Genomic DNA, 13996 nt, shown 5'->3' on the forward strand with positions numbered 1-13996 from the left:
TGCCCACGTACGCCACGGGCAATCGCGCGGCGGAGGGCTGTCACACGGGGAGGAAGCAGGTAGTGAAGATCCGGCCGCAGGACAAGCGGATGGACTTCGTGCACGATCCCGCCCAGCTCTAGAAGAAGCTGAGGAGCCGACAGTGCGTCCGCAGGACGCGTCGGTCATCACGGCGGCCGGGTCACGCCGGAGGACCGCTTCCAGCGCGGCCCGGTACGCCTGCAGCCAGCACAAGCAGGGACATCGCATCGGCCTACAGGGGGCGTACGGGGCATGCGGCGCAGCGTCGCGGTGAAGCCGGAGGTGACCGGCGGCGAGTCGGTGGGGCTGGCCGATGTGGTGTGGGAGAACGCACGGCGGAAACCCGACGCCGTGCAGTTCCTGCGCCCGAACCCGGACGTCCGGTCGTGGCCCGCGCGGCAGTCCGGCGTCGGCGGGGCGGGTGCGGTCACCTGCCGACAGTTCCGCGACGACGTGCTGGCGTTGGCGCGCGGACTCATCGCCGCAGGGCTCGAGCCAGGGGCCCGGGTGGCACTGGTGAGCCGCACCCGGTACGAGTGGACGCTGGTCGACTACGCGTTGTGGACGATCGGCGCGGTGACCGTTCCGGTGTACGACACCTCGAGTGCCGGGCAACTGGCCTGGATCCTCGCCGACTCCGGCGCGGTGGCGTGCGTGGTGGAGACAGGTGATCACGCCGCGATGCTGACCGGCGTGCGGGACAGGCTGCCGGCGCTGGGCCAGGTGTGGCAGATCGACGCCGGTGACCTGATCCAGGTCGCCGATCGGGGCCGAACCATCGACGACGAGCAGGTGGCGAGCCGGCGTGAGGCGGTGTCGGGCGGGGACGTGGCGACGATCGTCTACACCAGCGGGACAACGGGCCGGCCCAAGGGCTGCATGCTGACGCACCGCAACATCCGCCTCGACGTCGGCAACGCGGTCGCGGCGTTGCCGGAGCTGTTCAACCAGGGCGCCTCGACCGTGCTCTTCCTGCCGTTGGCGCACGCGTTCGCCCGGATGGTCCAGGTGGCGATGGTGCACACCGGGGCGACGATGGTGCACAGCGCCAGCATGGGCGGGGTGATGGACCAGCTACGGCAATTCCGGCCGACGTTCATCCTCGCGGTGCCACGGGTGTTCGAAAGGGTGTACAACCGGGCACGGCAGAAGGCCGTCGAGGAGCACCAAGGTCGACTCTTCGCCGTCGCGGACCAGGTGGCGGTGCGGTACAGCCTGGCGCTCGACCGCCCGTCCGGCCCTGGCCCGCTGCTCCGGCTGACGCGGCGCCTCTTCGACGCGTTGGTTTACCGGAAGCTGCGGGCGGCGCTCGGCGGGCGGTGTCAGGTCGCGATCGTCGGCGGCGCCCCGCTCGGTCAGCGGCTCGGGCACTTCTTCCGGGGAGCCGGCTTGACCGCGCTGGAAGGATACGGGTTGACGGAGACCTCGCCGGCGCTGGCGGCGAACCGGCTGTCGGCGATGCGGATCGGCACTGTCGGCCGGCCACTGCCGGGCGTGGAGTTGGCCATCGCCGACGATGGGGAGGTCCTCGCCCGCGGCGACGTCGTGTTCCAGGGGTACTGGAACAACGCGGCCGCCACCCGCGAGACATTCACCGCCGACGGCTGGTTCCGCACCGGTGACCTCGGCAGCCTCGACGACGACGGCTATCTGCGGATCACGGGACGCACGAAGGAGATCATCGTGACCGCGGCGGGTAAACACGTGATCCCCGGACCCATGGAGGATCGGGTCCGCGCGCACCCGCTGGTCAGCCAGTCCATGCTGGTCGGTGATGCCAAGCCGTACGCCGCCGCGCTGGTCACCATCGACCCGCGGGCGTGGTCGCGGTGGCGGAGCGAGCACGGTCACCCGGACGCCTCGGTGGCGGAACTGCGCGACGACCCCGCCCTGCGTGGCGAGATCCAGGCCGCGATCGACCAGGCCAACAGGTCGGTCTCCCATGCGGAGGCGATCAAGACCTTCCGCATCCTGCCGGACGACTTCACCGAGGCCAACGGCGAGCTCACCCCCACGTTGAAGATCAAACGCGAGGTGGTGCAGCGGCATCGGGCCGCCGAGATCGACGCCCTCTACACCGGCCACTAGCCCGTGTTTCGTAAGGGCTTCCGGACGGTGAGGTAGGCCCGGCGTGGCGGTGATCGATAAAAGTTGAGGTCTCCGGTAGATCGGTTAGCGACCAAGCAAACCGAAGACCGACCGGAGACCTCGTGCCCAGGGTAGCGGCAGCGAGGCGGCACGACCTCACCGACGCTCAGTGGGCAGGGCTGCAGCCTGTCCTGCCTACGGAGTCGGGCCGGGGACGTCCGCCGCGGTGGACGAAACGGCAGATCATCGACGGGATCCGGTGGCGGGTCCGGACCGGAACACCGTGGCGGGACGTGCCCGAGGTGTACGCGCCCTGGCAGACCTTGTACCGCTGGTTCCGGCGCTGGCAGCGGGACGGCACCTGGGCGAAGGTCCTGGCCGGGTTGCAGGCCAGCGCTGACGCCGGCGGGAAGATCGACTGGACGGTCAGCGTCGACTCCACGATCAGCCGCGCCCACCAGCACGCCGCCGGCGCCCGCCGCAACGGCCACCAGCAGAAGGAACCACCCGGTGGTGTTGCCACCGAGCCTGACGATCATGGGCTGGGCCGATCGCGGGGCGGGTTCACCACCAAGACGCACCTGGCCTGCGAGCAGGGCCGCAAGACCCTCGCCGTGGTGATCACGGGTGGGCAGCGCGGAGACAGCCCGCAATTCATCACCGTCCTGGAACGGATCAAGGTGTACCGGGTCGGCGGCGGCCGGCCCCGCACTCGTCCCGACCTGGTCCTGGCCGACAAGGCGTACACCAGCCGCGGCAACCGCGGGTACGCCCGCCGCCGAAAGCTGCGGGTCTGCATCCCGAGCAAGGCCGACCAGGACGCCCACCGCAGGGCCAAGGGATCCAACGGCGGCCGGCCGCCCGCCTTCAACCCAGACCTCTACCGGCTACGGCACGCCGTCGAGTGCGGCATCAACCAGCTCAAGCAGAACCGTGCCATGGCCACCCGCTACGAGAAACTCGCCGTCCGCTTCGAAGCCACCGTCACCATCGCGGTCATCAACCAGTGGCTCCGCGCCTTATGAAACACGCGCTAGGCGTCAGGTGGACCGACGACGGGCGCGACCCGATTCGTCAGGTGCGGGCGGGTGACCACCCGTCGGCGACCAGGCGCGCGGCATCACTGCCCTCGCCGTGGAAGAGCACACCGTCCCGGTCCGCCGCAGCGATCCGGTCGACGTAGACGCCACGGCCCTGGCTGGAGGCGTCGGCGGTGCTGCTCCAGCGCAGGTGGGTCGCCTGGCCAGGCAACTCCACCGAGACCTGCCACCAGACCCGGCCGCCGTAGCCGGTGACGGTGCCGTCGCTGGTCCACCGCCGGTCACCCGCGCGCAGCAGCATCCGTCCCGGCGACCAGGTCCGCCCTCCGTCTGTGGAAACCTCGAACCGGGCGCTGTCGTAGCGCGGCTCGGTGTCGTACCAGAGCAGGAAGCTCGCGGTGCCACCCTGCGCGGCCCGGCGCAGCGGGGCGGTGAGGGTGACTGTGGCAAGGTCGCGGGGGTCGGCTCGCCAGGCCGCGTAAGACCGGGGCCGCACCGGGATCGCCTCGGCGAGGTCGCGTGCGACCGCGCGCCGGGCGACGTTGTTGCTGCCCCAGCCGCGATCGGGGTGCACCCGGTTGCTGAGCAGGATGACGAACGAGTGGGAGAGCGGGTCGATCACCAGGGAGGTGCCGGTGAAGCCGGTGTGCCCGAACGCCACGGGTGAGGAGAGCCCCATCATGTACCAGTGCTTGTTGAGTTCGAAGCCGAGTCCTCGATCGCTCTCCGGGTAGGCCTGCTCCAGCGGCGAGTTGTAGTTGACCAGCATTGTTCGCACCGTGTCGGCCCGCAGGATCCTTCGGCCGCGATACTCGCCGCCGTTGAGCAGTGACTGGCAGAGCACGGCCAGGTCGGCGGCGGTGGAGAAGATCCCTGCGTGCCCGGCCACGCCGCCGAGCGACCACGCGTTCTCGTCGTGCACCTCGCCCCAGACCATCCCGCGCCCGGCGTACGGCTGGTATTCGGTCGCGGCGATCCGTGACCGCAGCTCCGGCCCCGGGTTGTAGCCGGTGTCGACCATCCCCAGCGGTGCGGTGACACCGTCGCGGACCAGGTCGGCCAACGGCCGGCCGGTCACCCGTTCCAGCAGGACGCCCAGAGCGATCAGCCCGAGGTCGGAGTACACGTACTGGGCGCCGGGCGTGGCCCCGGCCGCGAGCGGCGTGGCGAGGGCGGCGGCGAACCGCTCGGCCGGCGTCGGGTAGCGGCTCCACAGTGGCGTGAAGGCGGGCAGCCCGGAGGTGTGGGTGAGCAGCATCCGTACGGTGACCGACGCCTTGCCGCCCGCCGCGAACTCGGGGACGTACCGGGCGACCGGCGCGTCCAGGTCCACCAGCCCCCGCTCGACCTGCTGCATGACGACGATCGTCGTGAACAGCTTCGACACCGACGCCAGGTCGAAGATGGTGTCGGGCCGCATCGGGAGTTGCTGGTCGTCGGGAAGCTCCACTGCGGCCATTGCGGGCGGCGGCCCAACGGCGGAGTAGCGCACCGCCGTCCCCACCGCGGCGTGCTGCACGACCACGCCGTCCTTGGCGGCCAGGACCACGGCACCCGCGAACGTGGGATGACCTGGGTGGTCCTGGGTCGGCTCGAGGTATGCCGCCAGGTCGGCGGGCATCCGGTCCACGTGCTCGGGGAGCAACCCGACCTCGCTGGCGCTGCCAGGCCGCAGCGTGTCGTCGCGGAACTGGATATCGGCCGGGGTGACGGCTGGCGGCGCGGACCCGGCCGGGGGCCGCTCGGCGGCGGCCGTCCGGGTGGCCGGGAGCGCTGCGCCCAGCATCGCCGCGGCCAGGCCGAGCGCGACGGTTCGCCGTGGCCGTTTGGCCGCCGAGACGGTGCGGAGAATACCCGTCATGGTCCCTCCTACCAGGTCAGGCCGTGGCCGTAGGGGTAAAGAACCGCCCCGTCGGCCGTGGGGATTGTGACGGGCAGCCGTCCCCGGGGAGACAGCTCGCCGTGCAGCGCGCGGACGAGCGAGTCCATCGCCGCCCGGGTGTACGAGTAGGACGCCAGGTAGGTGGATACGCCTGGCAGGTACGCGATGTCGTACGGGTCCCGGACCGCTGCCACGACCACGGGCTTGCCGGTCGCCAGTAGCGCCGCGACGAGCCGCCGCTGACTGGCCCGTGGGTCGGTGACCTCGATGTCCCATGCCTTGCTCACCAGCACGACGGTGAGGTCGTGGCCGGCCGCCGCGGCGGCGGCCGCGGCGATCGCCTGATCGGATGGCAGGGTCGCGGGCAGGGCGGTGGCGCGGGCACCGCGGGCGGTGAAGCCGTCGGCGACCGCCGCGACCGGCGCGAAGCCGGCGCTGTTCCAACCGGTGACCAGCACCGACCGGTCCGCGCGGGCAAGCGGCAGCAGCCCGGCGTCGTTGCGGATCGCGGTGAGGGTCGGGTCGGTGACCCGGGTGACGGCGGCCAGGTGCTGGGGCGCCCCGACCGTGCGTACCGTCGCCTCGACGTCGACCAGCGGCGACCGGGCCAGGCCCTGCCGGTACTTCATGGCCAGAATCCGCCGGACCGACTCGTCGATGCGCCCTTCGGTCAGCTCGCCGGTGGCCACGGCCCGCAGCACCGCGTTTCGCGCCAGCCGAAGGTCCGGCGGCATCAGCAACTGGTCGGCCCCGGCCTTCAACGCAAGCACGGGCACCCGCTCGTCGCCGTACTTCTTGCGTACGGCCGCCATGTTGAGCGCGTCGGTGACGATGACGCCCTGGAAGCCGAGCTCCCCGCGGAGCACGCCGGTGAGGATCCTCGGCGAGAGGGTCGCGGGATCGCCCGACGGGTCGAGCGCGGGCACCACGATGTGCGCGGTCATGATCGATTCGACCCCCGCGCTGATCGCCCTTCGGAACGGCGGGGCGTCGATCTGCTCCCACTCCTGGCGGGTGTGGTTGATCACCGGCAGGTCGGTGTGGCTGTCGTTGTCCGTGTCGCCGTGGCCGGGGAAGTGCTTCGCCACCGCCGTCACGCCGGCGCCGTCCTGGAACCCGCTGACCTGAGCGGCGGTCAGCTCGGCCACCAGGGTCGGGTCGGCGCCGAAGGACCGGACGCCGATCACCGGGTTGGCCGGGTCGACGTTGACATCGGCGATCGGCGCGTACGGCTGGTGGATGCCGACGGCGCGCAGCTCGCGTCCGGTGATCTCCGCCGCCGTCTGTGCCAACTGGGGTGACCGGGCGGCGCCCAGGGCCATCGAGCCGGGGAACTGGGCGGCGGGCGCGGGCATCCGCAGCACCACGCCCTGCTCCTGATCGGTGGAGATCAGCAGGGGCACCTGGTCCTTGCCGCCGTCGCCGAGGGCGGCTCGCTGCAGGCCGTTGGAGAGGGTGGCGATCTGGCGGGGGCTGTCCAGGTTGTGTGACCAGGAGAAGTAGCAGACGGTACCGAGGTGGAATTCCTCGATGACCTCGGCCGGCGTCTCGACGCCGAACGCTGCCCGGTTGGCCGCACGGTCCGCGGCTGTGGGCTCGGTGGCGTCACCGCCGTAGACGTAGGTGGCGAAGAGCTGGCCGACCTTCTCCTCCAGGCTCATGTGCCGCAACGTCGAGGTGACCCAGCCATGCTCGGCGGCCGGCGGAGATACGGCGGTGGTGGCGTGGGCGGGCAGCGGCGCGAGGGTGGCCAACAGGGCGGCCGCGGTGACGAGTCGGGTCTTCATAGACGACGACCTCTCAGTCCGGATGGCCGAAACTTAGCTACATATCGATGAATCGTCAAGAAGGTTAGCTACAAGCAACCGGTCAATCCCATGCCCAGGAGCACACCATGCTCGACAGAGGCAGAAAGGCCGGGAGCTCCCGGGTGGCGAGGGCGCTGACGGTGGCGGGCGGGAACGCGGCCGCCCGGCTCAGGTCACGGTGATCCGCTTCGGCGTGGTCTTCGAGTCCAGCCAGGTGTTGATGAGCTTGGTGAAGTCGCGCCCGGTCTGCTTGTTGACGAAGGCGATGAACGACGCCCGGTCCTGCTGGGTGTTGCGCTGTTCCTGCACCCAGGCGCGGGCCAGCGCGAAGAACGCCTTGTCGCCCAGTTGTCGGTGAATCTCGTGGAGCATCGCCTCCGGGCACAGGTAGACGTTGCCCTCGGCGAAGTTCTTCGGGTTGGGCTTGCCGGGCGGGCCGAGCTTCTTGCGCATGGCGGTGTCGGCGTCGCGCAGGTACCGGTCCAGGCTGGCGTCGCTGAGGTGCCGGGTCTCCTTGGTGTACAGGTCCTGGGCGTACTGCGCCCAGCCCTCGTTCAGCCACAGGTCGGTCCAGGTGGTCGGGGTGACGGAATCTCCGAACCACTGGTGGGCGTACTCGTGCAGCAGGTCGCTCCCCCAGCGGTCCCGGCGGGCCTTGGTGTTCTCGATCTTCCGGCCCATCGTGATCATCTGCTGGGTCTCCATGCCGGACTCCGAGTCCACCACCACGACGCCGCCGGAGGGGAACGGGTACGGCCCGAACTTCTTCTCCAGCCAGGCCAGATACTGCGGCGACTTCTTGAGGTACGGCAGCAGCTTGTCGTCGACGCCCTTGCGGTACCAGTAGGTCAGCGGAACGCCACGGGGCCCCTTGGCGGTCAGCTTCTGGTACTTCCCGACAGCCAGGGTGGTCAAATATGTCGCGACCGGATCTGTGCTGCGGTAGGTGAACGTGTTCCCGGACTGCCCGGCCGGGGTACCGCTGGCGATCGCGGACCAGCCCGCCGGGACGGTCATCCGGATGTCGTAGAGGGCCTCGTCGGAGGGCTGGTCGTTCGCCGGGTACCAGGTGAATGCCCCGAACGGCTCCTGCATCGTCCAGAGGCCGCCCTCCTTGGTGACGGTGAGACCGAGATCCTCCACGTCCTTGCGGTGCGATGGCATCGGCGTCGCCTTCGGCCGGCCGTGGTACTTCACCACCAGCGTCACCGGCTTGTCGGCGACGACCGGGCCGGTCACGGTCAGCTTCTCCTTGGCCACGGTGCCGGTGACCGTCGTACCGTCCAGCGTCACCCCGTCGACCTCGTAGGGCATGAAGTCGAGGACGAGGTCGGGGGCGTCCTTGGTGGGCCGGATCCGCAGGGTGGCGGTGCCCGTGAGGGTCCTGGTCGCCGGTGCCCAGTCCAGCGCCAGGTCGTAGTGCAGAACGTCCAGCACGTCCGTGCCCCGGGCGGGATAGATGGGATCGGCCACCGGTGCGGAGCGCCCGGCCTGCCAGACGGTGTAGTCGACGGCGGGGACGCTCGGGCTCGGCGCGGCCGTGGGGGCGGACGAGCCGGCGGCCGGGGCGGCCGGATCGGTGGTGCACCCGGTGACGAGCAGCGGTCCGAGGAGCAGGGCCAGTGGTACGCGACGACGCATCAGCGCACCATACGGCAGGGATCGGCTTCCGCGGAGGGCCTGGTGCTGCCGAACGTTGGTCGCCGGACTGATGCTTCGGGGCGTGCCCTCGCCGATACTGACGGTGCGAGCGGGAAGCTGAGGAGCCGGACGATGCGGGCAACTACGGTCGTCAGCCTGAAGGGCCACCGGGACGACCCGGCCTACGCGGATGTGGTCTACGTCGGGCGGGCCATGTACCGCGGCGGCTGGCGTCTCGCGCAGTCCCCGCTCGCCAGCCCGTACCGCCCCGGCCCGGACGGCAGCCGGGATGAGGTCGTCGAGAAGTACCGCGCGTACCTGCTCGGCCGCCCCGATCTCCTCGCCCTCCTCCCTGAACTGCGCGGACGCAGGCTCGGGTGTTGGTGTACGCCGGAACGCTGCCACGCCGAGGTGATCGCCGAGCTCGCCGACTCGCCACCGGCGTAGAGACTCTGCGTACAGTCAGGCCAGGGCCGGTGCGGTGACTCGGCGGCGGATCAGGGCCGCCGCGGCGCCGAGCACGGCCACGCCGGTGCCGAGCAGCAGGACCGCGTCTGCGCCGTGGGCGGAGAAACCGCCGGCCTGGCCGGCCGGCAGCAGACTGGAGGCCACGGTGATGCTGGCGGCGACGCCGAGGGAGGCACCGACGTAGCGGGCGGTGTTGTTGGCGCCGGAGCCCATCGCGACCCGGTCCGGGGGCACGCTGGCGACGGCGAGCCGGGCGAGTGCCGCGTTGAGCAGGCCGCTGCCCGCCCCGGAGATGAGCAGCCCGGGGATGGTGCGGACCCATGAGTGCGCGTCGGCGTAGCCGAGCATGGCCAGGTAGCCGGCGGCGGTGAGGGCGAAGCCGAGGGCGAGTTGCCGGGTGGGCGCGAAGCGCGTCCCGTGGTGGCGCATCTGGTTGCTGACCACGTACGAGGCCCCGGCCCAGAGGAAGGCCAGGCCGGCGGCTCCCAGGGCGTTGACGCCGATCAACCGTTGCACGAGGGTGGGCAGGACGGTGCTCGGGCCGAGCGCGGCGAGCCCGGTGAAGAGCGCGCCGAGGGTGGCGACCCGGAAGTCCGGCCGGCGGAACAGGGCCAGGTCGAGCATCGGCGCCCGGGTGCGGGCCTCGGTCGCCACGAAGGCGGCGAGCAGCAGCACCGCCAGCACCAGGGGGATCAGCACCGTGGGCCGCAGCCACCCGGTGCGTCCGGCGGTGACGGCGATGAGCAGCAGGGCCAGGCCAGCGCCGAGGGCCAGCACACCGGGTACGTCGATGCGGGCTGCCCGTTCGGCCCGGGACTCGGCGAGCAGTCGCCCGCCGGTCGCCGCCAGTACGGCGGCCAGCGCCGCGAGGAGGAGGTAGAGCCAGCGCCAACTGCTGAGTGCGGTCAGCGCGGCCGAGGCCAGTGGGCCGACGGCGATGCCGGCGCCGATCATCGATGCCCAGAGCGCCGTGGCGTGGGCCCGGCCCTGGTGGGTGGGGAAGGTGTGCGCGAGCAGGCCCAGGCCGACGGCGAGGATGGCGGCGCTGGCGACGCCCTGTGCCACTCGAGCGGCGATGAAGGTGCCGGCGCCGGGGGCGACGGCGGCGCCGAGGGTACTGGCGGCGAGCAGCGCGAGGCCGGCCCGGAAGATCCGCCGCCGGCCGAAGTCGTCGCCGAGGCTGCCAGCGACCAGCAGGGTGGCGGCGAGCCCGAGGGTGATCGCGTTGATCAGCCAGGTCTGGGTGGTGAGGCCGGCTCCGAGGCTGCGGGCGGTCTGGGGCAGTACGGCCACGGGTGCGGTGTAGTTCATGAGGACGAGCAGGGTCGCGGCGCAGACCGCGAACAGGGCCCGGGCGCCGGAGCGGGCGGCGTCCGGGGCCGGGGCGGCGGACGGCGCGGTGGCGCTGGCGGGGGTCGACATGCGGAGGGCCTCTCAGTTCGGTGAGTGAACCGACACTAGCAGAGATGGTTCGCTGAATGAACCGACTGGGAGGTAGGATCCATTCCATGGCGCTGGGGAAGGGCTACGAAGGGCAGAACTGTTCCCTGGCCAGGGCGTTGGAACTGGTCGGCGAGCGGTGGACGCTGCTCGTCGTCCGCGACGCCTTCTACGGCGTACGCCGCTACGGCGACTTCCTCAGCCACCTGGACATCCCCCGAGCCGTGCTCGCTGACCGCCTCAACACCCTCGTCGACGCCGGAATCCTGCAGCGCAATCGCTACCAGGAATCCCCACCCCGGGACGAATACCTGCTCACTGAGCGCGGCACCGAACTCTGGTCCGTGATCTACCCGCTGATGCGCTGGGGCGAGCGGCACTTTGCCACCGGCGAGCCGCTGCGGACGTTCCGGCACGCCACCTGCGGCACCGAACTCGACCCGGCCGGCCGCTGCCCGGCCTGCGGGCAGGCCGACGTGCCACCCGGAGACGTCGAGGCCCAACCGGGCCCGGGCATCCCTGCCCAGCCGCGCCAGGACCCGGTCAGCGTCGCGCTGCGTCAGCGCCCGCACCGACTCCTCCAACCGCTGCTCTGAGCCGCCGCGGCCGCAGGCTGCCGATGGGCGGTCGCCAGGGCGCCATCGGGTCGATGGTGGTGCTACTCGACAATGCTTTCGGCGCCGCTGTGCTGTTCGCCAGGTTTGGCGCCGTGTTGGTCGGCGCGGAGCAGGGAGCGCCGACCTCCGATCGCAGCAGACCCGATGGCGTACGTTCTGGCCGTCCTCGGCGCAGAGGTGGTCTCCCCCGTTTCGCTTTGCGGCGGTGACCGACCGGTTGGACTGGGAAGCTTCTCCCAGGCGTCGCAGCTCGCCTATCACAGCCCTCTGTCCCCGGAGGGAAGAAGCTGGATTCTCGCAATCGGAACCCGCCATCCGTGGTTACCTGGCACCGGGTCGCGCCCCACTTCACAAGCTATTAACAAAATTGCGTCTTCCTGGGGGGGATTTCGTTGACCAAACCATTCACCCGCCTTGCGGGAGCCACCATGCTGGCCGCCGCGATCGGCCTGGGCTCCGCCGCACCAGCGTGGGCTGACACGACGATCAACATCAATCCGGCGGACACCGGCACGACGGCGGCCGCGTTCAGAACTCACCAGTGCGACCCCAACCTCGGTGGTGGCCCGTTCCAGGCGGAGGACGTCTGGGTCTTCGCCCTGCCTGCCGCAGTGCAGCAGGGCACCTTCACGTCACTGACCATCGACTTCGCCACAGAGGGTGGCCCCGCCAGGGAAACCATCACGACCACACCTGCCGCTGACCGCGCAATCGTGGGCGACAAAGCGTGGATCAGGACGCCGGCCGGCCTGTCCTCGTCCGGGCAGTTGGTGAATCCGTTCACCCTTACCAGCGCCACGGCGATGATCACGGGCACCGACGGAACATTCAACCTGGCGCAGACCTGCCCGGCGACGGGCGGGACACCTAGCCCCAGCGCCTCTGCTCAGCCAAGCGACCCTGCCTCGGACTGACCTTCCGGGATCGTTTCCCACCACGGTGGGGATGCCTGGGCGTGGCGGTCACATGCCGCGCCAAGGGCGGCCCCACGTGGAAGGTGCGATACGGCCCTGCCGGGTTGCCAACCCGGCAGGGCCGGTCAGCAACCGCCCATGACGGGATCTGTCCCCGGCCGACACCCGAACATTCGGGTGTCGGCCAGGGACTGTCGTCCAGGTCACCGCCCAACTTGCCTCGGAGCGGGTGGGCGCACCGGTCGGCGGGGTCCGGGCGGGCTCGCACGCCGCAACAGCCCATCCTCGGCTTCAGCCAGGTCTCCGAGCTGTGGTCGGAGTGGAGAGCCACCGAAACCCGGGCCGGCATCGCGATGACTCGGGACCTACCGCGCGCCGTCGCGGCGGTGCGCGCCGCCCGACGCACGGGTCGACCCGAAGTCGCCAGCGGGGAGGACGGGGCCCGGATCCGCCGGGAGTACGCGGACCTGCGCGGACACACACCCCTGCTGCTGCCTCAACGGTGCGTGCTACGAGCCGGGGCGCCGCCCGGCACCCACCGGTTCGATCACCTGCCAGAACTCTTTCGAAAGCTGAGCCACCGCCTTCTCGAACTCGTCACGGGTGACAGCCTCACGTAGCGTGGTGAGCACCGCGCTAACCCCGGCACCGGCGAGCGCGCGGTCGACGTTCGGGCTGTCCCCCACCCGCCGCACGAACTCGTCGAGCCCGAACGACGTGGCCCGTTCCCGTCCGAGCGGTGTGCGCAGGTGATCGGCCAGCGCGTCCGGAAGCTGGTAGGCAAGGTCCTCAGCCTGGCCGGCGCTGATCCGATCCGCCAATGTCGCCAACGTCGCGCCGGTCAGTGTCTCCGCCTGATCAGTCGGCACCTTCGCCCGCGTGGCCACCGCGTTGATGAAATCCTGGTATTCCACCTGATTCTCCTCTCCGCCCGGATCGCCCTCGAATCGCCAGTTGCGAGTCCCTGACCTCAATGCGCCGCGGTTGGGTTCAGTACCTCGACAGCTTCCTGGGACGGGGGGTGACCCTGCCTCATCCCCATCGGGCGAATCGCCAGGGCGTGTCACGGCGACATCCGCGACGTTCCGATGAACCTGGACGGGCGGGCGAGCTGTTGGCGAAGCCGTGCCACCCCGGCTACGAGGTAACTGGCGAAATCATCAACTGCTCTGGGTTCGCTGGTCGACTGAGGGCAGGTGTGCCCGCCGCGAGCTGCCAGACAGGCATCACCGGGCCGGTCAACGGCGCAGCCGGCGGGTGCAGGGGCCGTCGTGGTGTGCGCGGAGCAGCAGCGCCGACCGCCGGGCATCAGCGCATCGCAGAAAACCGATGCCGTACGTTCTGATCGTCCTCGGCGGAGACGGTGATCTCCCCCGGGTCGGTCTGCGGCAGCACCAGCAGCCAGCGGCCGACCACCCGCGCGAGGCGCTGCGCGGCGGGCAGGTCGGCGGCGGCGATCGGCAGGTGGATGACGTACCGCTGGGTCACCGCTCGTGTCCCCGGGCGTCGCGGGCGCGGGCCTGGTCGGACTGCCAGCGGCGCAGGGCGTCCTTGATCACGGCGGTCTCCCGGCGGCTGGCGGCGAGGGCGGCGTGGACGGCGGCCATGTCGCCGGCGGCCCGGTCAAGGAAGGCGTAGACGTCGTCGGGGTTCAGGCCGCGGCGTCCGAGCCCGACCGGTTTGAAGCGGCGCTCGCGCACCTGCCACGGCAGCAGGCTGGTGTACGCGCTGGAGCGGTAGGTCGCTCCGCTCCCCCGAGCCGGTCGCTGGTTGCGGGCGCTCATCCCGCTGGTTCCCCTCGCTCATTGTGGGTGGATGGGGTGGGGCCACCCGCCCTCCCCGCACAGGCGGACACACCCCGGCCCTGCCACCGCAGCTCCCTTCAGCGGTACGGCAGCACGGCTCTTGTGGTCAGCCTGTGACACGGCGAAGCGACAATGCAACGTTCCACAGCAGATTTCCCGCCAGGTGTATTGACATTCTTTACTGCAACCTGTAGGAGTTTCAGAGCAGCGTCACGCAGTGTTGCAGGACGGAATCAGGGAGTGCTCGGATGCCGGAAGATATCGGGTCGACG

General features: G+C 70.8%; 11 protein-coding genes and 1 pseudogene. 5 read left to right on the forward strand and 7 right to left on the reverse strand.

Annotation, left to right across the window (positions count from 1 at the left end; all coding sequences use genetic code 11):
- Nucleotides 1-273 precede the first annotated feature (273 nt).
- Both ACY34I_RS27955 and ACY34I_RS27960 read left to right on the forward strand, forming a co-directional pair.
- Nucleotides 274-2109, forward strand: a complete 1836-nt coding sequence (locus tag ACY34I_RS27955) for an AMP-dependent synthetase/ligase (RefSeq protein WP_462758014.1) — start codon at nt 274-276, stop codon at nt 2107-2109.
- Nucleotides 2110-2231: 122 nt separating this feature from the next.
- Nucleotides 2232-3134 (forward strand): IS5 family transposase, encoded by a 903-nt coding sequence (locus ACY34I_RS27960; RefSeq protein WP_462758015.1) that lies wholly within the window; start codon nt 2232-2234, stop codon nt 3132-3134.
- Nucleotides 3135-3183: 49 nt separating this feature from the next.
- Here ACY34I_RS27960 and ACY34I_RS27965 read toward each other — a convergent pair whose 3' ends face one another.
- The 3 genes from ACY34I_RS27965 to ACY34I_RS27975 all read right to left on the reverse strand — a co-directional run bounded on the left by ACY34I_RS27965 (nt 3184) and on the right by ACY34I_RS27975 (nt 8480).
- Entirely contained in the window at nt 3184-5010 is a 1827-nt protein-coding gene (locus tag ACY34I_RS27965) for a serine hydrolase domain-containing protein (protein WP_462758016.1), read from the reverse strand.
- 8 nt (nt 5011-5018) lie between these two features.
- Nucleotides 5019-6818, reverse strand: a complete 1800-nt coding sequence (locus tag ACY34I_RS27970; protein ID WP_462758017.1) for a glycoside hydrolase family 3 protein — start codon at nt 6816-6818, stop codon at nt 5019-5021.
- Between the two features lie 189 nt (nt 6819-7007).
- Nucleotides 7008-8480 carry a M1 family metallopeptidase gene (locus ACY34I_RS27975; RefSeq protein WP_462758019.1) on the reverse strand — a complete coding sequence of 491 codons (1473 nt, stop codon included), beginning with the start codon at nt 8478-8480 and terminating at the stop codon, nt 7008-7010.
- A 132-nt stretch (nt 8481-8612) separates the two neighbouring features.
- Here ACY34I_RS27975 and ACY34I_RS27980 point away from each other — a divergent pair, with 132 nt between their 5' ends.
- On the forward strand, nt 8613-8927 hold the full coding sequence (locus tag ACY34I_RS27980; RefSeq protein WP_462758020.1) for a DUF4326 domain-containing protein: 315 nt from the start codon (nt 8613-8615) through the stop codon (nt 8925-8927).
- Between the two features lie 15 nt (nt 8928-8942).
- Here the strand turns inward: ACY34I_RS27980 and ACY34I_RS27985 are convergent, their stop codons facing one another.
- Nucleotides 8943-10370 carry an MFS transporter gene (locus ACY34I_RS27985; protein ID WP_462758021.1) on the reverse strand — a complete coding sequence of 476 codons (1428 nt, stop codon included), beginning with the start codon at nt 10368-10370 and terminating at the stop codon, nt 8943-8945.
- Between the two features lie 86 nt (nt 10371-10456).
- Between ACY34I_RS27985 and ACY34I_RS27990 the strand changes: the two genes are divergently transcribed.
- Entirely contained in the window at nt 10457-10984 is a 528-nt protein-coding gene (locus tag ACY34I_RS27990) for a winged helix-turn-helix transcriptional regulator (protein ID WP_462758023.1), read from the forward strand.
- Nucleotides 10985-11433: 449 nt separating this feature from the next.
- On the forward strand, nt 11434-11919 hold the full coding sequence (locus ACY34I_RS27995) for a hypothetical protein (RefSeq protein WP_462758025.1): 486 nt from the start codon (nt 11434-11436) through the stop codon (nt 11917-11919).
- Between the two features lie 509 nt (nt 11920-12428).
- Here the strand turns inward: ACY34I_RS27995 and ACY34I_RS28000 are convergent.
- From ACY34I_RS28000 to ACY34I_RS28010, 3 genes and pseudogenes are all read right to left on the reverse strand, one after another.
- Nucleotides 12429-12833, reverse strand: coding sequence for a DUF2267 domain-containing protein (locus ACY34I_RS28000; protein WP_462758026.1), 405 nt, complete (start codon nt 12831-12833; stop codon nt 12429-12431).
- 324 nt (nt 12834-13157) lie between these two features.
- Nucleotides 13158-13407 (reverse strand): annotated as a pseudogene (locus tag ACY34I_RS28005) (hypothetical protein).
- Nucleotides 13404-13703, reverse strand: coding sequence for a DivIVA domain-containing protein (locus ACY34I_RS28010; protein WP_462758027.1), 300 nt, complete (start codon nt 13701-13703; stop codon nt 13404-13406). Before ACY34I_RS28010 ends, ACY34I_RS28005 begins: the two are co-directional and overlap by 4 nt.
- Nucleotides 13704-13996 lie beyond the last annotated feature (293 nt).

Source organism: Micromonospora sp. RTBAU3-60, assembly GCF_054963695.1.

Coding starts and splice junctions, on each gene's coding strand:
- ACY34I_RS27955 (WP_462758014.1), top strand. CDS start 274: ATGCGGCGCAGCGTCGCGGTGAAGCCGGAGGTGACCGGCGGCGAGTCG.
- ACY34I_RS27965 (WP_462758016.1), bottom strand. CDS start 5,010: ATGACGGGTATTCTCCGCACCGTCTCGGCGGCCAAACGGCCACGGCGA.
- ACY34I_RS27970 (WP_462758017.1), bottom strand. CDS start 6,818: ATGAAGACCCGACTCGTCACCGCGGCCGCCCTGTTGGCCACCCTCGCG.
- ACY34I_RS27975 (WP_462758019.1), bottom strand. CDS start 8,480: ATGCGTCGTCGCGTACCACTGGCCCTGCTCCTCGGACCGCTGCTCGTC.
- ACY34I_RS27980 (WP_462758020.1), top strand. CDS start 8,613: ATGCGGGCAACTACGGTCGTCAGCCTGAAGGGCCACCGGGACGACCCG.
- ACY34I_RS27985 (WP_462758021.1), bottom strand. CDS start 10,370: ATGTCGACCCCCGCCAGCGCCACCGCGCCGTCCGCCGCCCCGGCCCCG.
- ACY34I_RS27990 (WP_462758023.1), top strand. CDS start 10,457: ATGGCGCTGGGGAAGGGCTACGAAGGGCAGAACTGTTCCCTGGCCAGG.
- ACY34I_RS27995 (WP_462758025.1), top strand. CDS start 11,434: ATGCTGGCCGCCGCGATCGGCCTGGGCTCCGCCGCACCAGCGTGGGCT.
- ACY34I_RS28010 (WP_462758027.1), bottom strand. CDS start 13,703: ATGAGCGCCCGCAACCAGCGACCGGCTCGGGGGAGCGGAGCGACCTAC.